This window comes from Bifidobacterium sp. UTCIF-39 (genome assembly GCF_006408715.1).
Lineage (GTDB): Bacteria > Actinomycetota > Actinomycetes > Actinomycetales > Bifidobacteriaceae > Galliscardovia > Galliscardovia tissieri.
The window spans coordinates 64220-88569 of record NZ_JEOG01000003.1 but is presented as its reverse complement, the minus strand read 5'-3'; the positions used below and the strand labels follow the sequence as shown (position 1 = coordinate 88569).

Below are 24350 nucleotides of genomic sequence, written 5' to 3'. Positions count from 1 at the left end.
ATAATGGCAACAAATTTTATTGAGGGAACTTGCGGGTACACAGTAATGCCATGCAGAGTTGCATAGAGAGAAAGCCCACGATCGCCGTAGTGGACAACGACCCCTATACGCTGGAAATGCTATCCGCGGTCATTCGCGAGCGGTTTTCCACATTCGATCTTGTCTGGACCACCAAAAGTGGCTCTACTGCAGTTTCACGCTGTCTAGACGCAGATATCTGCCCGGATCTGCTAATGGTCGATATGTCTCTCAGTGACTGCAGCGGCATACAAGTGTGCCGCGAAATTCGACAATCTAGCCTGCGTCCGGCTTTGCTTGCCATTACTTCATTTCCATTGGAACGATACGCAACCATGACAGCAGATGCGGGAGCACAAGGTATCGTAAACAAGGAATCAATAGCAACACTGGTAAAAACAATCGAAGAAATTAGACGTATAGGTGCGATGAAGCCGATTACTCTAGCCAACGGCCGTCAGGTACGTTTCAACGACGTACATGATGCCTATGCGGGTCTTCAGAAAAGAACCAGCAGAAAAATAACATTAACAGAAATGGAAAAAGCCATTTTAACCGGTTGCATGAATGGTGATTCGTACACGGAAATAGCGAGTCAGCTACATGTGGCCCCATCTACAGTCCGCTCCTGTGTGCATCGGATGAATAAGAAACTGGGAGCTCGTAATATTGCTCATGCCATTACCATATGGATACAAAAGAATAGCAATTTCATACCTATATACAAACAATAAAATCAAATAATATGCATCGAAAGTATCATGAAGTTGTTTATTTTCCCAGTTATCACAAAACGTCAACGAGTTTATTTGTCTTTTTTGACGATATCGGCGCTTTTTATCTCTCTAATAATGGCCATAGAATTATGGGAAGGCGGAGCCGTCCCAACCAAGTACATATACATCTACACAGTTATTCCGATTTCATTATGCATACTGCCATTGTCTCCTGTTCTCTCTGCAGTCGTAATTATACTAGAATTTAATTGTCTAATGCTTCTTCCAAACGTTTATGCAATGACATTTTTCTGGGCAATGATTCTCGCATTCGGATCAATCGGATATTGGAAAACTCCACTATGGCTACCATTCCTATGCTTTACAATCACAATAGCAGCGGAAATCATTCAAAGACCAATCACCATCCCCGCAACAGCGCTGGGTATCATCAATGATTGCATCTATTACATATGCGCGTTTTCCACAGGAATCATACTAAGACAAAATAAAGAACGAATACAAGTACTCAAAGAAAGGGAATTGATATTAAAAGAATATAGAAAGAAAGATATCCTCATTCAGAATATGAGCACAGCAAATGCATTGCATGATTCTATATCCGGCAATCTTTCTTATATTATTATTGCCATAAATTATTTATTAAATAAAACCAACCAATTCACAGAATCGAACATCAACTCGTCAGTCATCTTAGAAACAATACGAGATAAATCAAGAGAATCATTAACATCTACGCGAGACATAATTCACATATTATCTGAATCTAGAAGACAAAATAAGTATTTCGACAAATTGAAAAACTTGAGCGTTGACGAGCTTAACGATTACATATGGGCGCTTATTTCCAAAAAAACTGACGACCTACTTCAGATTGGCATCACTGGTCACGTCTCCAGTTCCGGCAAACTACTGCATAAGCCGGATATCGAAGTACAACAGTTAATCATATCAACAATTACAGAGGTTTTCGCAAATATCTTGCGCCATTCAAATAACAATGAAGATTATTTTTTCTTGATTACAATAAATGAAAATCACATCAATATCCATCAGGGCAATGGATATTCATGCGATGTAGATTCGTTAAGCGTTCCATCACCTCTACCAAAATCAGAATATGGCATTTACTCTCTCTCAAAAGAAATTGAACATATAGGAGGACGAGTGAAATACCAGCGCATAGATGGATGCTGGCTAATACACCTGGATATCCCCTACTGATTACCGACATGTTCTCGGATTATTACAATTAGGAATCCATGTGCAAAATGGATATGGCGGGCATTTCACTCTCGCCTGAGGCTCTGCAACACATATATTCGAACTGGATAATCCGCAATCCGTGTCGACACTTTCAACCGTTGGGAACATAAATACAAACACACCACAAACAAGCAGAGATACTACTTTCATCAACTTCCTTCCTGCGTAAGAATACGACAAATCATCATCTATAATCATGACCAGTTTCACCAAAATGACAATATTGCAACATATGTCCACAAAGTTCCCGTTAAACAGCCTTACTCTTCCATCAAGAGATAATGTCATAGCAAGCAACACAAGTTGCCCATACCGACAATTCACAATGAGGTGATCTTTGGAAAGGCTACATCTTTCTCGAACCGGCACCACACTGACCGCGGCAATCATTGCCATCGCAATGTCAGTGATGTTCTTCCTTGTACCATCTACCGCCAACGCGGCGACGCAAGAGCCGGACGATTCCATTCCTGCTGCCGTGCAAGGAATGGACGCCTATCTCTCTCACAGCGCCAATGGCATCATCGTCCTCGACGAATCCTCGGCTCGGCAAGCCGGCTACAGTTCCGCATCCATCGACGCAATCGAGAGCAATCTGACCGGCATGAACGAGATGATCTCTGACGGAGCCACCAGTGATGACACTTTCACTGTCACACTTTCCGTACAGACGACTCGCGCGGGAGGTCAATCCAAGATCGTACGCTACTGGTGGGGATTGGTAGAGGTTTATCTGAACTCCTCTGAAGCCCGCCGTGTCGCCGACGTCTACGACAATCTTTCAACAGCAGCACAAGTGCTGAGCGGCATTCTGAAGAAATACAGTCTAGCGGCGCAGGCTGCCGCAGTGGTTTATGCTGTTTCCGCATACCAGTTCCGCAAGGCTGCCTCTGGGAACCGCGGCATAGTCATCACCATGTCCCCCAATGTGGACACGGGCTTGTATACCTACTGGGTTATTTCCCAGTAATGGAAATGGTGCCGGCGATGTGCGCATTGCCGGCACCAATACGCATGAAAAAGGAATGGAATGATGAAGTTGCTCATTCGTGGAGCCGAAATCTGCGGCGTAATTATCGTACTGTCGATGGCAGTATACGGAATCACCCATCCGGAAATCCTCCATGCCATGATTGGCCCGATCTACGTAACCAATTTGGTCGCAACTCTCGGAGGCCTGCTTATTGCCGTGCCAATCACCGGAGAGCAGATTCGCAACAAAAGCATACGCGGTGACGCACATTCAGCGGCATGGAAGACAATACCGTGGGCATGTATCGTCGTAGAAGCCGTGCTGTGGCTGTTCGTTCCCAACACAATGATCACCGCCATCGCGAATGCGGCGATCGCCATCATCTGGGGCTATCTGCTGTTCTGCGCGCCCAAGCAATAATCAAGCAGTCGGACAATCAGCAAAAATGCAGATACGGACCAGAACCGGCACTCACCGACCGGTTTGCCCTGATTCCGTCCAGCCGAGCGGAGTCTGGTCCACGGTCAGGTCGGTGACAGCCTTTGCGGAAGTGGTCACGTCGAACGTGTACGTCACGGTCTGACCGGGGGCGAGGCTGGCTACATTGGCGTAGATCCTCTTACCGTTCAACGTTTCCCGACGCGATTCCGTCACACTGCCGGTGGAGCCGGACGCGACCGTCGGTTCGGTCATGCTGCCGCCGGACGGAGCGGCAAACAGCATCTTCTCGATACCGTAGGTTTTGGGCTGGCCGGCCTGGCTGATGCCGATGATGTAGTCCGGCAGGCCGGCCGCCAGGGACTCGTCGAGCGTATTGGCCAGCGTGTAGGTCACATGATAGGTACGCGACCCGTCATCATTCCGGGACGCCAACGTCACGTTCGACGTGCGATGGATATACCAGTCCATCTTCGAGGAATTCTGCTGGTTCGTGTACACGCCCACCTGCGGATGCTCCTCATCGTCAGGCATCGACGCGGTGAATCCGGCTGCGCTGATCTCCTGCTCCACCTCGTCATCAAACGCATACAGTGAAAGATGCCGGCCATTCGCCATGTCGCCCATGATCTGCGACACCTTCACCAGCCGTCCCACGCTCATGTTGGAGAACATGCTGCCCACGGCCTGTTCGGCCACCTGGGCGAAGAACGCATCCTGCTGCTCCTGCGGATACTTGGTATACGCCGTATTGAGCAGGAATTCGGCGGTGTTATCGCCGGTCAGCACCGTGCCATCGGACAATGTGACGTTGCCGGTAATGCCGATCAGCTTCTGCAGGAACACCGGGTCCACCATGATCACGCCATCCAGATTCGTGGAACCGCCCCACGGCGTGCGCTGCCAGATCTCGCGCATACCTTCGGCGCTACGTGACGTGTCCGGATAGACGGCCAGATCACGGATGTCGAACGACATCTGCAAAGGCCCCCACTCATTGAAGATTCGTTTCTCATCGTCGGTCGGTGTGCTCGCACCATAGGCGACATAGTCCGCGTCGGCACGGAAATCACCAATGCTGATGCTGCCGTCGTCCGTCGTAACCACGCCAACCGATCCAACCAGACCGCCGGATGAACGCGCCTCCGACGTGGTCATCGCCATCAGCGCGTAGGTGCGGGGCTGATCCGAGCCAAGAAAGTCGGGCAGCATCCGGAACGCATTGGACATGCTGTCCACCGTGCCGGCCACGGCATTCAGCTGCTTGCCGCTGGTCTCATAGGCGTCCTTCACGACGCTGGTATGAGCGCCCGGCAGATTCCGGTATTCACGCACCTGCTGCTGCACCGTGGCATCAATATCGGCGATCTCATCACGATGGTCGAGCAACGGCTGCAGATTGAACCGACCGTCCGACGTGCTCAGTTGGCCGCCCTGCATCGATGTCATCACATCGATGAACTTGGGAAGGGGATCGTTGACCAACGTGTTCGTCACCGCCGTCATGCCTTGCACGGTGGTGACATCGTCGCCGATCATCGGAATACGTGCCGCGATATTCCACAGCGTGCCATGGGTGATGTCGTTCGCCGCGTTGGTCTCCTGTTTCGCCTCATTGAGTCGTTGGCGAAGATCGGCGGATGCGCCGGCGACATTCGTGGATTGCGTATCCGTGCCCAGACTCATCACAGAGGATAATGTCGAGATGGCCTTCTGCTCGTGCGACTGCACCCGCTTGGCATCGGAGTACAGCTTCATACCGCACACGCCGACGACAACGACGATCATCAGCAACATCAGTGCCACCACTGCGATCCATCGGCCGAAATGATGTCGTTTCGGCTTATACGATGGCGTATATCCCGCACTTTCTGTTCGCATGTCGTCCTTCGCCGTAAATTGACCAGCCGCGTATTGCCCCTCCCCAAGAATGGGGGGCACTAAACACGATATTGTACTGTCATCGAATCCGTTGCGACATGCGGGGAACGTCGCTCACCGAACGGTTGCGTGATCGTTCCTGTTTTCGCATTGCTCGCGTTACTCTTAGCAGTGTTTCCAGACCTCGCAACGATCACCGTCATCGCGGCCAGTCACACGTCACGCGAATACGTCGAGGACACCCGGATCGCCACCGGCGTCGGCGATGCGCTTATGACGCTTCTTCGCTTCGGTCACCACGAATTCGCGATACATTTCGGCGATGTTCGGATCGAGTCCGGCATCCTTGGCGATGCGCTGCAGACGCTCGATCTGGTAGTCCTCCCGCTTGTAATCGGCAGGCGCGAAACCGGCTTCTGCTTTGAGCACGCCCACCTGCGAGGTGGCCTTGAATCGTTCTGCGAGCAGATGGATCACCGCGCCGTCGATGTTGTCAATGGTTTTGCGCAGACTCTTGATTTTGGCTACGGTCTCGGCGACTTCGGGATGTTCACGGGCCGCGGCGGAATCGATCGTTGACGAACGCTCGTCCGTGTCATGGTTCGCGGCGGTTTCAACGTCGTCCGTGACATCGGAACCGGTCTGATCATTGCTTTCGGTGATGGTTCGTACAGGCTTGCGCCAACCACTGATATCTGCACTCATATCTACCAGAGTATCCCGAACCACTCCCCCTCGACCATAACGGCACTCACATGCTCACTATGCAAGATCGGTCCACATACCGTACGCATGATACTGACGTACCGTTTATCAGATGCCTATCCGACGCATGCATACGGCAAACAAGCATCTGGGGAATCGTCCCGTGCTTTTACGACGCATGCGTACGCCAGATAAGCACTCAAGGAATCGTCCGATGCGTATCCGACGCATATGTACGCCAGATAAGCACCCAAGAAACCGCCCCGTGCTTATTTGACACACGCATACGTCGGATAGGCCATAAACACCTGTGCCCGTGGTGCGGCTCAATCGTTGCCGATTCGCCGCGCTACACACAACACCGCGGCTACTTCGCCTGGCTCTGCGGAATCGTGGAGGTGATCGCAGCCAGGAACTCGCGGTTCGTGGCGGTCTTCTTCAGACGCGGCACCAGGGTCTGGTATGCCTGCTCGGGCTCCATGCCGCCGAAGAGGCGACGCAGACGGTAGATGACCGCAAGCTCGGCCGGCGGCGTGATGAGCTCCTCGCGGCGGGTGCCGGACGCGTTGATGTCGATGGCCGGGAACAGGCGCTTCTCCGACAGTTCGCGGGACAAACGCAGTTCCATGTTGCCAGTGCCCTTGAACTCCTCGAAGATCACCTCGTCCATCTTGGAGCCGGTCTCCACCAGCGCGGACGAGATGATGGTGAGCGAGCCGCCGTTTTCGATGTTGCGCGCCGCACCGAAGAACTTCTTCGGCGGGTACAGCGCCTGTGCGTCCACACCACCGGACAGGATTCGACCGGACGCCGGCTGCGCGATGTTGTATGCGCGGGCCAGACGGGTCATGGAGTCGAGCAGCACGACCACGTCCTTGCCGAGCTCCACCAGGCGCTTGGCGCGTTCGATCGCCAGTTCGGCGACGATCGTGTGGTCGCTCGCCGGACGGTCAAACGTGGAGGAGATGACCTCGCCCTGCACCGTGCGTTCCATGTCGGTGACTTCCTCAGGACGTTCGTCCACGAGCACGACCATAAGATGCACTTCGGGGTTGTTCGTGGTGATCGAGTTCGCGATCTGCTGCAGCGTGATGGTCTTGCCGGCCTTGGGCGGGGAGACGATCAGACCACGCTGGCCCTTGCCGATCGGTGCCACGATGTCGATCAGTCGACCGGTGAGCTTGGTCGGCTGGGTCTCCATGCGCAGACGCTCCTGCGGGTAGAGCGGCGTGAGCTTGTTGAAGTGCGGACGGGACTGCGCCTCCTCCACACTCATGCCGTTGATCGTTTCGATGGACTGCAACGGCACGAACTTCTGACGCTGGTTGCGGCCGTCGCGCGGCGGACGCGTGGTGCCCTGCACGGCATCGCCCTTGCGCAGACCGTACTTCTTCACCTGACCCATCGACACGTACACGTCGTTCGGACCGGGCAGGTAGCCGGAGGTGCGCACGAATGCGTAGGATTCCAGCACGTCGACGATGCCGGCGACGGGCACCAGATCGTCCTGCTGCTGGTAGTCGTTGCGCTCCGCACGATCGGCACGGTCGTTGCGCACGGCATCGTCACGACGATTGCGGCGCTCGATGCGATCGGTACGGTCAGTGCCGCCACGACGATCGGCACCGTCATCACGACCGTTGCGGCGATCGGCGCGATTGCGACGATACTCGCGATCGTCATCCTGATCGTAGCGGTCGGAACGGTCGGTTCCGTGGCCGCGATCATCGCGCATACCACGACGATCGGCGTGATCGTCACGACGGTTCTTGCCGTTCTTGCGCGGCTCGGGACGGTCGGAACGGTCGGGCAGCGCGGCGAGGATATCGCCGAGATCACGCACGCGTCCCTGTCGGGCCGGCTCGTCGGCGGCGGCACCGCTGTCCTTGCGACGGCGTACACGCGGCAGATCAAGATCAAGATCAAGCTTGCCCACGTTCTCATGATCACGATCGCGATCCGAACGCTCAACGCGCTCGTTGTCGATCGACGGAGCGGACGACAGCGTGGCACGACGACGCGACACGCGCTTGCCGGCGTTGGCGTCGGGCAGCTCGATGGCGGCAAGCTTGGCGGCGGACGTCTCCGCACGATCGGAGTGATCGGCGTCGCTCGTCCTCTTGATCTCCGGCAGCTCGATGATCGGCAGCTGACCGGGCTCGCGTTCGGCGACGTCGGAATCGGCGTGCTCCACGGATTCGGATTCGGAATCGGCGGCGGTCGGAGCCGGGGTCTCATCCACGGGAGCCGGAGCGGGCTCCACGACGGGAGCGGCCGCAACCGCATCGGCTTCGGCGTTGGAAGCATCATCGACGGCCTCGGGAGCGGACGTCTCCGCAGGCCTGTCGGTCTTCTTGACGGTGCGCTTGGTCGTCTTCGGCACGCGCACGGTGACTCCGGCGGGCGCTTCGCCGCCGTTTCGGGCGGCCTCGATGGTGCTGACCAGCTCGCCCTTACGCATGGTAGAGGTACCACGCAAACCCATCTGCTTGGCGAGCTCCTTGAGCTCGGGCAGCTTCATACTTGCAAGATTCTGGCTATCTGCCACGTGTATTGCCTTTCGTCTGACCTTATATGACCCAACCATGAATCCTGAACGAACCAAGGCCCGCGATCATAAGGGTGTTCTGACGCGATGAGCGCGCTTCCACGGTGAGAACCATCTCATCCCAAGCGCTATCTCGTCATCGAAAAGTTCGAATTAAGAATGGCTTCGAACTGCCCTCACTATACGACGAGTCGAAGACCGATGCAATTTGCCACGCCCGGGCGATGCGAGATCACCCGCCGATTGTTCATGATCGGTTATGGGCGGTTATGGGCGGCCCTGAGCGGTTATGGACGGTCGGTCATGGACGTCGCGCGCCATGCAACCGTCGCAATATCTATGATCGATAGTGACACTGGTGAACACATCGAAAAAATGGCGATGGATCGGTCCGGCGAGGAAGGGAATCCGCCGGAGACGATCGCGATACGACAGCCAGACCGCGGCCCAACAGGCCGAGCGGATCAACCAGGCCCAGCAGGCACCGCATATCCACGACTCACGGTGGGGCATCCCCATCCACGACTGTGGACCACGGCACATCGGAAAGGACGAGCATCCATGTCATTCCATTCGTCGCATGCAGCGCACACCGATCAGACAACGCAGACGCCACCGATGGCATCAGCAGCATCGGCAACGCAGACGCCAACATCGCAGTCGCACCATGACATTCGTCTCCGCAATGGCGATATGATGCCCAGGCTCGGCATGGGAACATGGCATCTGGGCGAGGGGCGACGACCGGCATCGCAGGAGGTCGCGGCCCTGCGCGCGGGACTCGACGCCGGCATCCGGCTGATCGACACCGCCGAAATGTACGCCGACGGGCGTGCGGAGTCCCTGGTGGGCTGCGCGATCACCGGATATGACCGCTCCCGGCTGTTTCTGGTGTCCAAGGTGTACCCGCACAATGCCGGGCGGAACCGTCTGCGCCGCAGTCTGGAGGCCTCGCTGTCGCGCCTGGGCACGACCTATCTCGACATGTACCTGCTGCACTGGAGGGGGGCCATACCGCTGGCCGAAACCGTGGAATGCATGGAACAGGCCAAGGCCGAGGGACTGATCCGCAACTGGGGCGTCTCGAATTTCGACACGGCCGACATGCGCGAGCTGTTCGCCACGCCGCATGGCGATGCGTGCGCGGTGAATCAGGATCTGTATCATCTCGGCTCACGCGGGATCGAATTCGACCTGCTGCCGTGGATGGACGAGCACCACGTCCCGCTGATGGCCTATTGCCCGCTGGCGCAGGCCGGCACGCTGCGCGACGGCCTGGTCAGCGATGCCACGGTGTGCCGGATCGCCGCCGCGCACAACGTTTCTCCCATGCTCATCCTGCTCGCATTCGTGCTGCGCCGCGACGACACGATCGCCATACCATGCAGCGGCAGTGTCGAGCACACGCTCGCCAACGCCACGGTATGGAACATCGATCTCACCGCGGATGAGATCGCATCGCTTGACGACGCGTTCCCCGCCCCCACAAGCAAGGAACCACTTGACATGCAATAATCGCCGACACGATCCGGCGGAAATGAACGGCACTACACGGCAATGAACATGAACGGAGACAACACATGTGCGGCATTGATATGCGCATCGACGGCGGCGAAGACAGCACGATTCACGACGTGATCTTCGATTTCTGCGGCGTTCTGGTCGATTGGCAGCCGAAACTCGCCCTGCAAGGACTGTTCCCGCCAGACGCGATCGACGAGTTCTTCGCCGATGATGATCGTTGCGGATTCCTGTATTTTGACGATCTGCATGACGGCGGCGTGGATTATGACGATCTGATCGTCGAATATGAGCGGGAATACGGCGCAAGGCTCGGTCTGATGATGCGCGCCTATGCGGATCATGTCGATCGCTCATTGGTCGGCATGATTCCCGGAATGATGCCGCTGCTGGACGAACTGACGGCTCGCGGCATCGGCGTATGGGGGCTGACCAACTGGGGGCGGGATACCTGGCCCGTCATGCAACGGCGATTCCCCGAGCTCATCGACAGGCTGAATGATGTCATGGTGTCCGGATTCGAAGGGGTGAAAAAGCCTGAAACGGCGATATTCGACCGCGCAATGGAACGTTTTGGCATAGATCGCCGTCACACGCTGTTCGTGGACGATTCCCCATATAACGTCGCCGGCGCGCAGGAGTCGGGGCTGAGGTCGATTCGTTTTCTCGCATCGGAGCAACTGCGGGACCGGCTGATTCCGCGTAATACCGCCTCATGATGCCGCCTCGCAATCCGGATCTTCCACGAGCCGGACACCACCAGTCCACGAGTCAGACACCGATTGCACTCATATCGGCCGTGCTCGTATCATCCCATGATGAATTTCATGTCCATATAACGGACAATCTGAGTTCACATATTGATTGATACTGCCGTCAAGATTACCGACGGCACAGCGCGTCGCATAACTGAGTGCACGCGTTCGAATGGCATCAGGGTGGCGGAGGGACATCATGGAGGCATTTTCGCTAACTGCCAATAACAACATCGGACCGGAGGCAGTCTGGACTTCCATCCCTTTGGAGCAATTGGATCTTCCCAAGGCATCCGAGGGAACGCTGGACAAGGATTTCTGGCCGAGCAGACACGAGGAATACAACCGGCTGGAATGGGATGCCATGGATTGGCACGCCATACGGGACCAACTGGGCAAAGCCGCGGACCGTTTGGAGCGGCAGCCGGATTCCAACCCGGAACTTGAATTCAGGGTCCCGACCATGCGCGAACGCACATTTCTGGAAATGTGGTTCGGATACGGCGATCCCAGTGTGGAGGCGTGCAGCACCGATCACGATCGTTATCATGTGGCGTTTGGACAACATCGCATCTGCGCCTACGCCGACTATCCGATGAGCGAGCACGATCGCGATGTCATGAGGATTCCCGACTCGGGATTCCTGCCGTCAGGGCCGTTATCCCCGGACACGCGCATCCCCATGCTGGTCCACTGACAGCGAGCACAAGACGGTTCTCCCCGTAAAGGGCCTATCTGCGGTTCACTAGGCCTTTTACGGACTGTGCAAAGGTCTAACCATGCTTCGCTAGGCACTGCCGAAAATAGCCCTATTATGCACAAGCCCGTATATGGCAATTTGGGGCATCAATGCGGCAAAGCCTATCTTTTAGAGCACATGGCAAAAAACGCATCAACCCAGCGAAGCAGCGATAGATATTGGGAACCTTCATAATCTGCCTAGCGAACGGCAGATAGCGTTGTTGCATCGGCCCAACGGTCATAGCACGCCCTGTTTGGTATCGACACAGATGCCGGGCATACGTAAAGGCGGTCCGCCATCATTACGATGACTGGCCGCCTTTACGCGTACAAGCCCGGAATCACGATTCCGCAGGAATCAGAACTCCCTGTGTCGGACAGTCCAGTGGACTGTCCGACACCACGGAGTGCCGTCGCAGACAACAACCGAGTTCTGATTCCACAGGAATCAGAACTCGCGATGCTCGCGGTAGAACTTGATCAGGCTCTGGGTGGAGGCGTCCTGGGCGGCCAGGGCGTCGTCATCCTTGGAGATGGCCGGGGTGATCTGCTTGGCAAGCTGCTTGCCGAGCTCCACGCCCCACTGATCGTAGGAGTCCAGACCCCACACGGTGCCCTCGACGAGGGTGATGTGCTCGTACAGGGCGATGAGCTCGCCGAGCGAGAACGGGGTCAGAGCCACACCGAGGATGGACGTGGTCGGGCGGTTGCCCTTGAACACGCGGGCCGGGACGATGGCTTCCGGAGTGCCCTCAGCGCGCACTTCGTCGGCGGTCTTGCCGAAGGCGAGAGCCTTGGTCTGAGCCAGATAGTTGCCGAGGAACAGCTCGTGCACGTCCTGATCGCCGTCCTTCACCGGGTTCGGGGTGTTGGCGAAGGCGATGAAGTCGGCCGGGATGAGCTGGGTGCCCTGGTGGATCAGCTGGTAGAAGGCGTGCTGGCCGTTGGTGCCGGGCTCGCCCCAGAAGATCTCGCCGGTCTCGGTGGTCACGGGGGTGCCGTCCCAGCGCACGGACTTGCCGTTGGACTCCATGGTCAGCTGCTGCAGGTAGGCCGGGAAGCGGTGCAGGTACTGGTCGTACGGCAGCACGGCATGGGAGGCCACCTTGAAGAAGTTGCGGTACCACACGTTGAGCAGGCCGAGCAGGGCCACGACGTTCTTCTCGAACGGGGTGTTGGCGAAGTACTCGTCGATCTCGTGGAAGCCGTGCAGGAACTCCTCGAACTGGGCCGGGCCGTAGACCACGGCGAGGGAGGTGCCGACGGCGGAGTCGACGGAGTAGCGGCCGCCGACCCAGTTCCAGAAGCCGAAGGCGTTCTCCGGGTCGATGCCGAATTCCTCAACCTTTTCGAGGTTGGTGGAGACGGCCACGAAGTGCTTCTTGATGGCTTCGGCGTTCTTTTCGTCGGAACCGTCGATGGCGCCGGCGGCCTTGAGCTCCTCGAGCAGCCAGGTGCGGGCCTCGCGGGCGTTGGTCAGGGTCTCCAGCGTGGTGAAGGTCTTGGAGACGATGATGAACAGCGTGGTCTCCGGGTCCAGGCCCTTGGTCTTCTCGGCCAGATCGTTGGGGTCGATGTTGGAGATATAACGGGCGGAGATGCCGGCGTCAGCGTACGGCTTGAGGGCTTCGTACGCCATGACGGGACCCAGGTCGGAACCGCCGATGCCGATGTTGACCACGGTGTCGATCTTCTTGCCGCTCACGCCGCGCCATTCGCCGGAGCGAACCTTCTCGGCGAACGCGTAGATGCGCTCGAGGGTCTCGCGCACGTCCTTGACCACGTCCTGGCCGTCGACGATGTACTTGCCTTCGTCCTCGACCGGACGACGCAGAGCGGTGTGCAGCACGGCACGGTCCTCGGTGTTGTTGATGTGCACGCCGGTGTACTGCTGCTTGATGCGCTCGTCGAGCTTCACGTCCTTGGCGAGGTCGGCGAACAGCTTGAGGGTTTCGGGCTTGATGAGGTTCTTGGAAAGGTCGAAGTGCAGGTCGCCGGCGTCGAAGCTGAGCTTCTCCACGCGGTCGGCATCCTCGGCGAACCACTTCTTGAGGTCGATGCCCTCGGCCTGAAGCTCGTCGTAGTGCTTCTGCAACGCTGCCCAAGCAGGGGTCTGAGTGGCATCAATGGGAGGATTAATGGCCATGTGAGGTCCTTTCATCACTTGAGGCGATTCGGTGGATGATCGCCTATTCCAGTTTTCACCATAGCGGGATTGACGGACAGCTAAAAACGAACAGAAATGTTGGCATTTGTGCATTAGAACGTGCAATAACCCAAGCTTATCGCTCTGTTACCCGCCGTACATCATCGAATTCGATCAATACCGAACAGACACCGAACAGACACCCGACGTTCATCATCCGTCACCGGATCGACCCATTACAGGATCTCGCCATGCCCTCGCGCCGTGAGTTCGGCCACCATGCGCTTGACCTCCTGGCTCCGCGCACGCGGCGCGACCAGCAGCGCATCCGGCGTGTCGACGACGACCAGATCATCCGCCCCCAGTAGCGTCACCATGCGGCCGCTCGCCGGCACCACCACGTTTCCGGCCGAATCGAGACACACCACGCGCTCGGCATCACCGACGATCTTGTTGTTGCGCACGTCCGCACTCGGAATCAGCGCCGCCACGGAATTGAAATCGCCGATGTCATCCCAGCCGAATCCACCGGGAACCATGGCCACTCCCCCCTCGGCGGCCAAAGGCTCGGCAAGCGCATAATCAAAAGCGATCTTCTCCACGCCAGGCCACAGTCGCTCCATCATCTCGGCACGGGCCGCGCCGTCATCGTCTGCATCCCACACGTCGGCGAGCGCGGTGACGACGCGGTGGATCTCCGGTTTGAGCCGTCGCAGCGCATCGAGCAGCACGTCGGCGCGCATCACGAACATGCCGGCGTTCCAGCGGTATTCCCCGGTTACCAGATACGCCTGGGCGGTTGCGGCATCGGGTTTCTCCACGAACGCCTTCACCCGCCGCGCGCTCGGCGCCCCGGGAATGCTTGACGCCAGCGATTCGCCCTGCCGAATGTACCCGAATGCGGTGGACGGCCGTGTGGCCGCGATGCCGATCGTCACGACGTAACCGGCGCGGGCGGCCGCCACAGCCTGCCCGACGCAGCCAGAGAAGGCCTCGTCGTCACGGATCACATGATCGGCGGCGAACGATCCGACCACGATGTCACTGCCGTGCCGATTCGCCAGTATCGCCACGGACAGTGCGATGGCCGCGGTCGAATCACGGCCAACGGGTTCGGTGAACAGATTGCACGCCCCCAGTTCGGGCAGTTGCGCCCGGATGGCGTCCTCATGGGCCACGCCCGCGATGACGGACACGCGTTCGGGGCCGGCGATCGCCGCGAGCCGGTCGAATGTGGATTGGATCATGGTCCGCCCGGACCCCAGAAAGTCATACAGGAACTTGGGCCTGTTCCCGCGACTGATCGGCCACAGACGGGAGCCCACGCCACCGGCGGGAATCAGCGGATAGAAGTCCGGCATGCCCATGCCCGGCTTGCCGTTCGCGGCGTCGTTCTTGCACCGGCGTCCATCGTTATTCATGCGCCCATTATCCCCCGTGGGACCGATACAACCGCCCCTTCATCATTCGCGACACGCGCAAATACCACCCAATCACCGTCGATTTGAGTTTTTTTGATTCCTCCGGTAACATCTTCTACTTGTGTGCGCAGCAATGTGCCATGTGCCACTTTAGCTCAGTCGGTAGAGCGGCTCACTCGTAATGAGCAGGTCGACAGTTCGATTCTGTCAAGTGGCTCCACGGGAAACCCTAGGCACTTCGCCTAGGGTTTTTGTTTACCGTGGTTCAATGTCATGCCATGACCACGCGTCATGACCGACAATTGAAAACGCACCACCATAATCAAAGAACGCGCGAGTGGCGGAATTGGTAGACGCGCAGGATTTAGGTTCCTGTGTCCATGACGTGTGGGTTCAAGTCCCATCTCGCGCACGACTGATAAGGCCCCTGAATCGTTGGAATTCCAATGGTTCAGGGGCCTTCCCCTCTGTCCGAGAACGTCAGAATATGACAGAAATATGACGGTTTCCGTGGTTTTCCCAGTCAAGCAAGGTTGACGCTAGTCATGTTCCGCTGAGGCGTTAGAGCGTTTCCGCCCTGTTCGGCACGCCATGATGAGCGAGTCCATACGCGCCGCCACGTCGTCCAGATCATCGGAGAACAGGTCCGCGTACACGTCCAAGGTCATTGCCGCCGACCTATGCCCCAGCATCCGTTGCACCGCCTTGACTGTCGCGCCGCTGCTCACGGCTATCGACGCAGCGGTATGACGAAGGTCATGCAACACCAGGTCGGATATTCCCAGTCTGTTCGCGTCATTTAGGGCGTTACGCCACCAACCTCGGCTTTTGGGACTCTGATACCGCAGCGGCTTCCCGTCGTCGTCGGTGAATACGAGACTATCGGGCTGCATGTCCCTACAGTGTTCACGCAGTTCCCCGAGGATCGAAGCCGGTACGGGAACGTCACGGTATTCATTGCTTTTCGGCGTTCCCGTCACGTCGGTGTCACCGACCTTGACGCGATTGTCGATGATACGGAGTCTCGCACGGTCGAAATCGATGTTTCGCACGGTAAGCCCCCGTGCCTCACCGAAGCGCAGACCGCAATAGCCGAGCACGAGCACAAGCAGCCGATGTGATCCGCACAGATCGGCCAACGTCTCCAATTGCGCCACGGTGAGGTACACGTGTGGCTTACGCTGTTTTGCCGGAGTCTTCACGTCACGCAACGGGTTGACCGCCATACGCCCGTCACTGATTGCCGTCTTGACGATGCCGTTGAGGATGCCGTAGCAGCGTTTCACGGTTGTCGCGCTGTAGTCGGAGGCAAGCCCGTTCACCCATTCCTGTATGTCGGAGTGGCGCAGCCGGTTTACCGGCGTGTTCTCCCATCGCGGTTTGACGTGCATCCGCCACGCGCTTTCAACCGGCCTGTATGAGCTTGGCTTCAACAATGCTTCCTGTGTTTCAATCCATTTGTCGCCCAGTACCCCGATTTTTACGCGCCCTTCCTTTGGATCCACATAGGTGCCGTCGCCTATCGGCACGGTGATGTTACGTGCCGCCCACTGTTCGGCATCGGTCTTGCGTAGGAATCCGCTTTTGCTGTGTCTTTTTCCGCCTGGCGTCCGCCAATGTATGCGCCATCGGGGTGACTTGTTCTTGAGTTGGTATTTCTTGTATGACGTCATGCGGTTTCTTCGGAGTCGTCGTGGCGTATGAGCTGGGCGCGGGAATACCTGAAGGCGTCCACGGTGGCCTGTTCCTGACGCCGTTTCGACTCGGCGGCATCATCATGGGGTAGGAAGGTGGCGACGGGTACGATAGTGTCCCTTGGGTCGATTTCAGGACGCGCATGGAGCCGGAACAATGCTATGGCCCTATCGTTGCCCGAGTGATCGGATACCGCCGTGTCCTGTGGCAGTTCCAGTGGTTCGTCTCCACGCGCCCATAGCCATGCCACGTTGGTGCCCATTTCGTCGGGGTATCCGGTTATTCGCGTGGTGATTTCCTTGCTGCCGTATTCGGGCAGCAGCAGTGTGAGTGGCGACACGTCGAACACGATGGCGAACGCCATAAGATCATCAACGTCCACTTTCCGCTCTCCAGACTCGATACGCTTCAAGCCCAATACCGCTATTGGGCGTCCCACGTCTTCTAATCGTTCGGACAGTTCCCGGTATGTCATTCCGCCGCGCAGACGCTTCACATTTGCAGCCACTTGTTTCCCCGTGGCGTCAACTGCGTTGATTTTTCTTTTCTTGGAATCGGTCATACTTACACATTCTCATATCAAATAGATAAAAAACAAATCTCCGACACGCTGAAGGATATCAGTTTGACACTATTGATAGAGACGTGGTACTTCTTGATGTAAAGAACATCAAATAGATATCAAAACAATCAAGGGAGTCGATATGGGTCAAAGTTCACAGACTGATACCGCCACGGCATCCACGTGGCTTACACGTGAGGAAGCCGCCGCATACATCCGCTCAACCGTGGGAACGCTCGCCACATGGGCGTCACGACACATGGGGCCACGCTGCTACAACAACGGACGTCTTGTCAGATACCGTCGCGCCGATCTTGACGCATGGCTCATGAACGGCACCGAAACCACCACCGAGAACGAAGAAGGGACCGAAGCATGAACCGCACCGACCTTAAGGCGCTAGCCGACTGCGCAAACAACCTCAACGAACGACTCTCCATATGGGCCGAAGACCACGCCGACACGCTCACGGACGACGTTGCACGCGCCGTGGAGCTCATGGACGAAGTGGCCCTATACCTTGTTGAGTCCGCCCGACGCTCACAGGACCTCTAAGGGGCCATCCCGTGAATCCTACGGACGATGGCGACGGACTCGCCTACACGTTCGCCGCCACCTGTTTCATCCTCGGCATACCCCCCGACGTAGGCGAAATACTCATACGCGGCGGAGATTTCCCGAAACCTGACCTTCAAGGCCGCTGCACATGGACTGCGATAGCCGCATGGATCGAACGGCATGGCGGCATGGAATACACGAAGCCGATACCTGGACAGTTCCCGGAACCGCACCCCGCCTATTCAGCCGCATATGATCCCGAAAACGCCTATACGGAGAAACGCGGCAGAGGCATTCCGCAGCAAACGAAGCCATCGCCAAACCGTCGTCTATCCATCCCACTGCCGCGAATAGACCCACTCGCCTACTACGAAGGCGACGGCATCCCACGCAATCAGGGCGGAACGCCCATAGAGCCTCTAACCGGAGGGAAACCACTACACCATGTCCAACACACCACCAAGACCGCTTGACACGGACTTCTGGACAGCAAGACCACTGTTCGAGTACATACGCGACTACGCAAGGTCACACCGAGTCGCACCATTCGCTCTCCTATGCGCCACACTCGCACGACTAGCCGCGATAACCCCACCGACGATGGTGATACCACCATTCGTTGGCAGCAGACCGACCACGCTCAACCTCTACGTCGCCCTAGTCGGAGCATCCGGCACGGGAAAAGGGGCCACCACGGGAGCCGCAGCAACACTCATACCCAATCTCCATGGCGCGATAGAGACGCAACCGGCATCGGGCGAGGGCATAGCCGCCATGTTCGCGGGACGCCGATACGTGGACGATCCACAGGACGAAAAGAAGAAGGTCAGCGAACTGTACTGCATAAGCTCCCGAGCGCTGCTGAACATACCGGAAATCAGAACACTCGGAGGAACCATGAACCGTACAGGCAACATCATAGCGCCCACACTCACCAGCGCCTACAGTGGAGAACCCCTAGGCGCATGGAACAAACAGGAGGAAAACCGACTACTAGCCCCCGCCTACGGGTATTCGCTCAGTCTCATCACCGGAGTGCAACCGGCCAACTCGGATATCCTCACCAAGGAAACCGGAACCGGACTGCCGCAACGGTTCCTATGGGCGTACGTGACGGATCAGGAAGCGCCCGACAGTCGTCCCTTACCGCCGAATGGTCCCATTCCGTTGGACCTTGACGCATGGCCGCGTGATCCCGAACGCGACTCGCTTGATTTCCTCTATCTCGTCAGGGACCGCAGCAACATGCTTGACCCCGACAAGCGGTATCCGCTCACCATGCTGCACTACCCGGACGCCGTGTGGAACATCATAGACGCCGACAGGCTGGACATACTGCACGGCAAACCGTTGGACCCATTGGACGCGCATAAATCCATCGTGACCACGAAGATAGCCGGACTGCTAGCCCTTACGGAAGGTTCCACGAACGTGGACATGGACGATTGGCTTAGCGCCGAGCAGATCGTGGCAGAGTCGATACGCAACCGTCGGAAATGCCTTGAAGAAGGCGCAGCGTCGCAGAGGAACGACATGGCCGAGTCCATGCGACTCAAGGACGACGCACGCGAACAGGCCGACACGCTGCTACGGCAGAGGACGCGGAAAAGGATACTTGACTATCTCACCAAGCATGACCCCAATAAGGGGGGTATACCCGACTACAAGCTACGACATGTCCTATCGAATCCGCAGCGCCACGTGTACCGGGATGTCATAGATGAGATGAACGAAAAAAACGAGATAACGAAGATTTCCGACGATGGCGTTATCTATTACTCGCTGTGTTGGTAGTGCCAACATGCCAACACCTACTACCACAAGGGCTAAGGGGTGCCAACAGGTGGTGCCAACAACTGCCACCAACTGCCAACACGCCCAAGATGTTGGCAGTTGGTGGCACCCAGTGTTGGCACCCCTAAGCCCTTTATTTCCAACGTGTTGGCACGTTGGCACTGCCAACATGCGAAATGAGAGAAAAACCAATCTTGGAAAGGAGGAAAACCGATGGTCGAATCCATGCTAATGGTCTTCGGAATACCGTCGCTGTTCACGCTGCTAGCCGCCATCGTGGACATCATCGACGACGCCATAAGCGAAGACGAATAACCCCCCCCCCGCCTATACCCCTTCAAAACCGTGTTCGGAAACCACCATCACGGGTAAACCCACCATCAGGAAGGAACCGTCATGAAAACACCACGGAAACCACGACTCATATTCAGGCATACACCTGGATCCGTCAACAGCACCACAGACAACAGCGAGGATGTTATCACGTGCCTGTTCGACAGCGACTCAAGCCCGTTGGACATGGCATTCAGCGTGCTTGTGGTCCAGCGTCGTGACGGCAGTCACCAGGTGATCCAGTACGTCATGCAGCCCCAATGGGACCGCTGGACGTTCACGGGACCACGTGACGTGCTGCACTGCATGAAAAGCTGCATCCTACAGGCCATATGGTGCTTGGACGTACTCCGCGTCATGCACGCAAGCAGACGCGCCTACCCGGACGCCGAGGTGACGCAATGACCACAGCAAGCGGAGAGACACGCGGTAACGCCGTGCAACAGCGGAACGCGGAGACGATAGGCCACTGGAAAAGCGTGGCCCGCATGAACGCGATACGCGCGGAAACCTACCGGAAAATGTACGCGCGGCAACTCGAAATCAACGGGACGCTACGCGAACGGATCACCAAGCTACAAGCGGAAAGCGAGGAACACCATGAATCCCGATGAACACGCACATTCCACGCCAGGACCCAATGGCGTACAGGAGAAAAGCGCCGCATATTGGAAGGCACGGTTTGAGGAACGCAAGTATTCCCGCCAATGGGAGCAACGCGCGAAAAGCAACCTCCGCAGACTGGACCACGCATGGCATCGGATCGAACAACTCAAGACAATCGTAAGGACACTACTATGAGCGACACCACCGCCAACAGCAGCAGCACGACACCGAAGAATGCAGAGGCAAAGAACGTAGCGTCGAAGGACGGCGACTATATCGCCCCCGTACGGAGGCATCAGCCTACCGGCATCGGTCAGGGAACACGGAAACCGCCAAACGCGACATGATCCGCAGCCAATACGACGAACTCACACGGCGTGACGGTCAACAGGAAGGAGCCGGGAATAGTGGGCAAACAACAGGATTCCGAGCCGGAGCCGTACCGGAGTTTGAGCCGTGCGCAGCTCATACGCTGCATCCAGTCCGCGAACGCCGACGCCGCAAAGCAACGACGTTCTAAGGCGTTCTGGAAGAACTATGCAAAGGACTTGGAAGGGAAAATCAATCATGGTGTAGAATAAACACCAGTACTCTGATACTGAAGCAGCCAGAAGGCGCAAAACACCAAGCGTCCTCTAGGCTGCTTTTTTCGCGCGGCACGCAAGGACGCGGCTAAACGAAAGAAACGATTATGGTATTCACCACTAATTTCGATACCGAGAATGGGCGCAACGTCGCCTATTACTCCCCTACGGATGTTCTTAGTGGCGCTCTTGTGATCACCCAATCAACGGTGGCGGCATCCATCGAGGGAGACAAACCCACGGTGGTCGTCCCCTACGTTGCCGTACCCAGCACCGCCGAAATCGTGGCGGAAGGCGCGACATTCAACGAGGGAGAAACCAACGTCAATGAGCTTGCTTTCCACACCAAGAAGATCGGCGTACTCAACGTGCTTAGCCGTGAAACCAGCAGTGACAGCAATCTGTCTGCAATGATTTCAAACAGTCTTATCCAAGCTGTCGTAGACAAGGCGGATACGGTGCTTTTGCAGAATCCCGCGCCCGAAGACGGGCAGACGGCACCAACGGGACTGTTCAACACGCCCGGAGTCGTTACCGGCACCATGACAGGCCACGACGGTTTCAACGGTCTTATTGCCGCAATCGCCGCAGTCACTACCAATGGCGGCACTCCAACCGCTTTCATCATGAACTATGTCACGTGGGGGAAACTGCTGCAATTCCAGTACAACGATGGTCGTCCCCTCATCGACGCCGACGCCGCCAACAATGGCCAACCGATGATCTACGGTATCCCCGTGATCCTTAACCGGCACGCGCCCGACAATAAGATTCTTGTCAACGACAAGGCAAACGTGGTCAGCGCAGCCGGCGCGGTATCTGCGCAAATCAGCTTGGAACGCTACTTTGAGAAGGATTCGGTAGGCGCAAGAGTCACGTTCCGCTTTGGATTCGGAGTTATCCGCCCGGATCGTATTGCAGTGGTCACCATCACCGAAGAGAAGACCACCAAGTAGGAGAACGGAGAATACACAATGGCATCACATCAGACCGAAGACGGGATGATTATTCTCGATATGCCCGACCGCTGTAAAGGCGAAAGCATGACGGCGTGGATCAATCGAGCGAGAGAATTCAACACACTAGCACATGAAGCCGATATTATCGACCTCGAAGCGAAATGCCGTATCGCTGACGCGCTCGAACTCATCGCAATGGAGATTGCACACCAGCGTGGAACCCGCTGACAGGCGGCACTATACGGGGGTTAGCTCACGTGACGGAATCCTGTTAGCGTCGTCCTGACTGGGATTCGGAGCCGGTAAACCGCGCTCGGACTATCGCGGGACATCGTGCGCAGAGGGTACGAACGCTAGCCGCTGGACAATAGCAAGGGCCGTTGGGTGATCCTCTAATGGCCCTTACCCATCTCGATCCACTGTCACAGGGGTAGGGGGGTTGGGGTTCAAAAGGTTTGCTGCCCACCCCACCGGCATAGGGCCAAAATCTCCCCGTGGTGCGACATGGATACGAAACACAGGAGGGAGGAAGGCATGAACTGCCCCATATGTGGCGCTGCCCTACCGTCGCAGACCACGGGAAGGCCACGTAAATACTGCTCGAATCGCTGCAAGCTCAAAGCGGCACGGATGCGCGGCAGTCGTCGTTCTGCGACGGATACGAAACCTCGCCATCGGATAAGCAATGGCGAACTGGATGATATCGTCAATGGTCCGCCGCCCGATTACGAGGATTCGTTGCGTCTTGTGGTCCGTAGGCTTACCGCTGTGATGGAATCGCCCGACACCAGTCCCCGTGACCTTGCTGTTGTAAGCCGTCAGTTGATCGACGCGGCACGACGGTTGGATGCTGTCAAGGATGATGGTGATACGCTTACGGACATTTTCAGTGGGACGGACACGCCAACAGGTATCGGCATGGACATGGTGTGAGCCGCGTTTCTTTCACTGTTTGCCGCTGTGGACGGTTCATATTCTCTGAGCTGTTGCAGTGGATACGTTGGTGACGTAGTGTCCGCATGGAATGGGATAACCGTTCTGTTCGGTTATCCCATTCCGAAGCGCCTTCTCTGTGGTGGTGTTGAATGGTTCAGGCATTGTCGTGGAAGGGGTTACAGGCGCTTTAAAATATGACAGAAATATGACACTTTTCATTAAAAGTAGCTGATTTCAATTGACTTCCATTGAGGTAGGAATGTTGGAATTTCAACAAAATCACCTTGAACCCCAGTGTCCATGTGGGTTCAAGTCCCATCTCGCGCACGATCAACAAGGCCCTTGAAGCGTTGGAATTCCAAGAATCGCAACGCTTCAAGGGCCTTCACATATCTCTCGCCATCTCACCGCATGTCGATCTCACCGCATGTCGGCGTGCAGCACGAGTCGACGGATGCTGGGCACCAGTCGGCAGATGGCCTTGGAACGGTGCGAGATCGCGTTCTTCTCCTCCGGTTCCAGTTCAGCGGACGTGAGGGGATGCCCCGCCTCGGCGGCACGGGCCGGCTGATCGTCGGGCACGAAGATCGGATCATAGCCGAATCCGTGCTCGCCACGCGGCTCGCGGATGATCACGCCCTGCATGTCCCCGAGTTCCACGTTCTCGTTATGGATCTCGTACGGCGGTTCGGTACGGCCGTCGTCGGTCTCCGGCACCACCAGCGCGGCGGCGCAACGGAATCGTGCGGTGCGGTTGGCGTCGGGGATGTCCTCGATCTGCGCCAGCAGCAGTCGGTTGTTGGCCGCGTCGTCGCCATGCACTCCGGACCAGCGCGCGGACAGGATTCCGGGAGCGGCCCCCAGCACGTCCACGATCAGCCCGGAATCATCGGCCACGGCGGGCAGTCCGGTGCGGCGGACCACGTCACGTGCCTTGAGCAGTGCGTTCTGCTCAAAGGAAACGCCGTTCTCCACCGGATCGGGAAGGTTCAGCGACCCCGCCGTCACCAGTTCGATCCGTTCGGCGTCGGCACCCAGATCCTCCACAAGAATGCGCTTGATCTCGGCCAGCTTGCCTTCGTTGTGGGTGGCCACCACCATGGTGATCCTGTCGCTCATAGCGATTCCTCCTCAACCGTTCGATTCCGTCAATTCCATTGGGCTTCATCAAGT

The 24350-nt window shown here is 57.1% G+C and carries 23 protein-coding genes, 2 tRNA genes and 1 pseudogene; 17 read left to right on the top strand and 9 right to left on the bottom strand.

Features of this window, described 5'->3' with window-relative positions; all coding sequences use genetic code 11:
• The first annotated feature begins 89 nt into the window (after positions 1 to 89).
• The 4 genes from EP30_RS02385 (at position 90) to EP30_RS02370 (ending at position 3414) form a co-directional block, all read left to right on the top strand.
• Positions 90 to 752 carry a DNA-binding response regulator gene (locus EP30_RS02385; RefSeq protein ID WP_181160755.1) on the top strand — a complete coding sequence of 221 codons (663 nt, stop codon included), beginning with the start codon at positions 90 to 92 and terminating at the stop codon, positions 750 to 752.
• A gap of 27 nt (positions 753 to 779) precedes the next feature.
• Positions 780 to 1979, top strand: a complete 1200-nt coding sequence (locus tag EP30_RS02380; protein ID WP_140555851.1) for a hypothetical protein — start codon at positions 780 to 782, stop codon at positions 1977 to 1979.
• Positions 1980 to 2358: 379 nt separating this feature from the next.
• On the top strand, positions 2359 to 2991 hold the full coding sequence (locus EP30_RS02375) for a hypothetical protein (RefSeq protein WP_140555848.1): 633 nt from the start codon (positions 2359 to 2361) through the stop codon (positions 2989 to 2991).
• A 60-nt stretch (positions 2992 to 3051) separates the two neighbouring features.
• Positions 3052 to 3414, top strand: coding sequence for a hypothetical protein (locus EP30_RS02370; RefSeq protein ID WP_140555845.1), 363 nt, complete (start codon positions 3052 to 3054; stop codon positions 3412 to 3414).
• A 51-nt stretch (positions 3415 to 3465) separates the two neighbouring features.
• Here the strand turns inward: EP30_RS02370 and EP30_RS02365 are convergent, their stop codons facing one another.
• The 3 genes from EP30_RS02365 to rho form a co-directional block, all read right to left on the bottom strand.
• Positions 3466 to 5229, bottom strand: coding sequence for a DUF4012 domain-containing protein (locus EP30_RS02365; RefSeq protein ID WP_258185325.1), 1764 nt, complete (start codon positions 5227 to 5229; stop codon positions 3466 to 3468).
• Positions 5230 to 5532: 303 nt separating this feature from the next.
• Entirely contained in the window at positions 5533 to 6018 is a 486-nt protein-coding gene (locus tag EP30_RS02360) for a chorismate mutase (RefSeq protein ID WP_140555842.1), read from the bottom strand.
• A gap of 367 nt (positions 6019 to 6385) precedes the next feature.
• Positions 6386 to 8566: a transcription termination factor Rho gene (gene rho, locus EP30_RS02355; protein WP_140555840.1), complete on the bottom strand. Its 2181-nt coding sequence runs from the start codon at positions 8564 to 8566 to the stop codon at positions 6386 to 6388.
• Positions 8567 to 9127: 561 nt separating this feature from the next.
• Between rho and EP30_RS02350 the strand changes: the two genes are divergently transcribed.
• From EP30_RS02350 to EP30_RS02340, 3 genes are all read left to right on the top strand, one after another.
• Complete coding sequence (locus EP30_RS02350; RefSeq protein WP_258185316.1) at positions 9128 to 10081, top strand: aldo/keto reductase; 954 nt, start codon at positions 9128 to 9130, stop codon at positions 10079 to 10081.
• Positions 10082 to 10146: 65 nt separating this feature from the next.
• The gene (locus tag EP30_RS02345; RefSeq protein WP_094661711.1) at positions 10147 to 10806 is read left to right on the top strand and encodes an HAD family phosphatase; all 660 of its coding nucleotides are present in this window, start codon (positions 10147 to 10149) and stop codon (positions 10804 to 10806) included.
• Positions 10807 to 11116: 310 nt separating this feature from the next.
• Entirely contained in the window at positions 11117 to 11539 is a 423-nt protein-coding gene (locus tag EP30_RS02340) for a hypothetical protein (RefSeq protein WP_140555835.1), read from the top strand.
• Positions 11540 to 12031: 492 nt separating this feature from the next.
• Here the strand turns inward: EP30_RS02340 and pgi are convergent, their stop codons facing one another.
• Both pgi and EP30_RS02330 read right to left on the bottom strand, forming a co-directional pair.
• Positions 12032 to 13729, bottom strand: a complete 1698-nt coding sequence (pgi, locus tag EP30_RS02335; RefSeq protein WP_094661713.1) for a glucose-6-phosphate isomerase — start codon at positions 13727 to 13729, stop codon at positions 12032 to 12034.
• A 236-nt stretch (positions 13730 to 13965) separates the two neighbouring features.
• Positions 13966 to 15150, bottom strand: coding sequence for a mannose-1-phosphate guanylyltransferase (locus tag EP30_RS02330; protein WP_375137729.1), 1185 nt, complete (start codon positions 15148 to 15150; stop codon positions 13966 to 13968).
• Between the two features lie 144 nt (positions 15151 to 15294).
• On the opposite strand from EP30_RS02330, the gene EP30_RS02325 reads away from it, so the two are divergent.
• Positions 15295 to 15370, top strand: a tRNA-Thr gene (locus EP30_RS02325).
• Between the two features lie 111 nt (positions 15371 to 15481).
• A tRNA-Leu gene (locus EP30_RS02320) sits at positions 15482 to 15562 on the top strand.
• 127 nt (positions 15563 to 15689) lie between these two features.
• On the opposite strand, the gene EP30_RS02315 is transcribed toward EP30_RS02320, so the two are convergent.
• From EP30_RS02315 to EP30_RS10845, 3 genes and pseudogenes are all read right to left on the bottom strand, one after another.
• Positions 15690 to 16472: a site-specific integrase gene (locus tag EP30_RS02315; RefSeq protein ID WP_258185315.1), complete on the bottom strand. Its 783-nt coding sequence runs from the start codon at positions 16470 to 16472 to the stop codon at positions 15690 to 15692.
• Positions 16473 to 16823: pseudogene (locus tag EP30_RS11300) on the bottom strand (site-specific integrase); the annotation flags it as partial.
• Positions 16820 to 17227, bottom strand: coding sequence for a hypothetical protein (locus EP30_RS10845; protein WP_181160752.1), 408 nt, complete (start codon positions 17225 to 17227; stop codon positions 16820 to 16822). The pseudogene EP30_RS11300 and the gene EP30_RS10845, both read right to left, overlap by 4 nt.
• Positions 17228 to 17549: 322 nt before the next feature.
• On the opposite strand from EP30_RS10845, the gene EP30_RS02305 reads away from it, so the two are divergent.
• From EP30_RS02305 to EP30_RS02270, 8 genes are all read left to right on the top strand, one after another.
• A complete protein-coding gene (locus tag EP30_RS02305) occupies positions 17550 to 17786 on the top strand; it encodes a helix-turn-helix domain-containing protein (protein ID WP_140555830.1) in 237 nt (78 codons plus the stop codon).
• A complete protein-coding gene (locus EP30_RS02300; RefSeq protein ID WP_140555828.1) occupies positions 17783 to 17962 on the top strand; it encodes a hypothetical protein in 180 nt (59 codons plus the stop codon). Before EP30_RS02305 ends, EP30_RS02300 begins: the two co-directional genes overlap by 4 nt.
• A gap of 603 nt (positions 17963 to 18565) precedes the next feature.
• Entirely contained in the window at positions 18566 to 19759 is a 1194-nt protein-coding gene (locus tag EP30_RS02295) for a hypothetical protein (protein WP_140555826.1), read from the top strand.
• A 519-nt stretch (positions 19760 to 20278) separates the two neighbouring features.
• A complete protein-coding gene (locus EP30_RS02290) occupies positions 20279 to 20497 on the top strand; it encodes a hypothetical protein (protein WP_140555824.1) in 219 nt (72 codons plus the stop codon).
• Entirely contained in the window at positions 20494 to 20706 is a 213-nt protein-coding gene (locus EP30_RS02285) for a hypothetical protein (RefSeq protein ID WP_140555821.1), read from the top strand. The genes EP30_RS02290 and EP30_RS02285 overlap by 4 nt, the downstream gene beginning before the upstream one ends.
• 683 nt (positions 20707 to 21389) lie before the next feature.
• Entirely contained in the window at positions 21390 to 22238 is an 849-nt protein-coding gene (locus EP30_RS02280) for a phage major capsid protein (RefSeq protein WP_140555819.1), read from the top strand.
• An 18-nt stretch (positions 22239 to 22256) separates the two neighbouring features.
• Entirely contained in the window at positions 22257 to 22469 is a 213-nt protein-coding gene (locus EP30_RS02275; protein WP_140555817.1) for a hypothetical protein, read from the top strand.
• Positions 22470 to 22775: 306 nt separating this feature from the next.
• Positions 22776 to 23174 carry a hypothetical protein gene (locus tag EP30_RS02270; protein WP_140555815.1) on the top strand — a complete coding sequence of 133 codons (399 nt, stop codon included), beginning with the start codon at positions 22776 to 22778 and terminating at the stop codon, positions 23172 to 23174.
• A 423-nt stretch (positions 23175 to 23597) separates the two neighbouring features.
• Here EP30_RS02270 and EP30_RS02265 read toward each other — a convergent pair whose 3' ends face one another.
• Entirely contained in the window at positions 23598 to 24284 is a 687-nt protein-coding gene (locus EP30_RS02265; protein WP_140555945.1) for a non-canonical purine NTP pyrophosphatase, read from the bottom strand.
• Positions 24285 to 24350: the final 66 nt, after the last annotated feature.

Coding starts and splice junctions, on each gene's coding strand:
- EP30_RS02270 (WP_140555815.1), top strand. CDS start 22,776: ATGAACTGCCCCATATGTGGCGCTGCCCTACCGTCGCAGACCACGGGA.
- EP30_RS02365 (WP_258185325.1), bottom strand. CDS start 5,229: ATGTTGCTGATGATCGTCGTTGTCGTCGGCGTGTGCGGTATGAAGCTG.
- EP30_RS02305 (WP_140555830.1), top strand. CDS start 17,550: ATGGGTCAAAGTTCACAGACTGATACCGCCACGGCATCCACGTGGCTT.
- EP30_RS02370 (WP_140555845.1), top strand. CDS start 3,052: ATGATGAAGTTGCTCATTCGTGGAGCCGAAATCTGCGGCGTAATTATC.
- EP30_RS02275 (WP_140555817.1), top strand. CDS start 22,257: ATGGCATCACATCAGACCGAAGACGGGATGATTATTCTCGATATGCCC.
- EP30_RS02380 (WP_140555851.1), top strand. CDS start 780: ATGAAGTTGTTTATTTTCCCAGTTATCACAAAACGTCAACGAGTTTAT.
- EP30_RS02285 (WP_140555821.1), top strand. CDS start 20,494: ATGACCACAGCAAGCGGAGAGACACGCGGTAACGCCGTGCAACAGCGG.
- EP30_RS02330 (WP_375137729.1), bottom strand. CDS start 15,150: ATGAATAACGATGGACGCCGGTGCAAGAACGACGCCGCGAACGGCAAG.
- EP30_RS02290 (WP_140555824.1), top strand. CDS start 20,279: ATGGCATTCAGCGTGCTTGTGGTCCAGCGTCGTGACGGCAGTCACCAG.
- EP30_RS02295 (WP_140555826.1), top strand. CDS start 18,566: ATGGTGATACCACCATTCGTTGGCAGCAGACCGACCACGCTCAACCTC.
- EP30_RS02350 (WP_258185316.1), top strand. CDS start 9,128: ATGTCATTCCATTCGTCGCATGCAGCGCACACCGATCAGACAACGCAG.
- EP30_RS02300 (WP_140555828.1), top strand. CDS start 17,783: ATGAACCGCACCGACCTTAAGGCGCTAGCCGACTGCGCAAACAACCTC.
- EP30_RS02280 (WP_140555819.1), top strand. CDS start 21,390: ATGGTATTCACCACTAATTTCGATACCGAGAATGGGCGCAACGTCGCC.
- pgi (WP_094661713.1), bottom strand. CDS start 13,729: ATGGCCATTAATCCTCCCATTGATGCCACTCAGACCCCTGCTTGGGCA.
- EP30_RS02360 (WP_140555842.1), bottom strand. CDS start 6,018: ATGAGTGCAGATATCAGTGGTTGGCGCAAGCCTGTACGAACCATCACC.
- EP30_RS02345 (WP_094661711.1), top strand. CDS start 10,147: ATGTGCGGCATTGATATGCGCATCGACGGCGGCGAAGACAGCACGATT.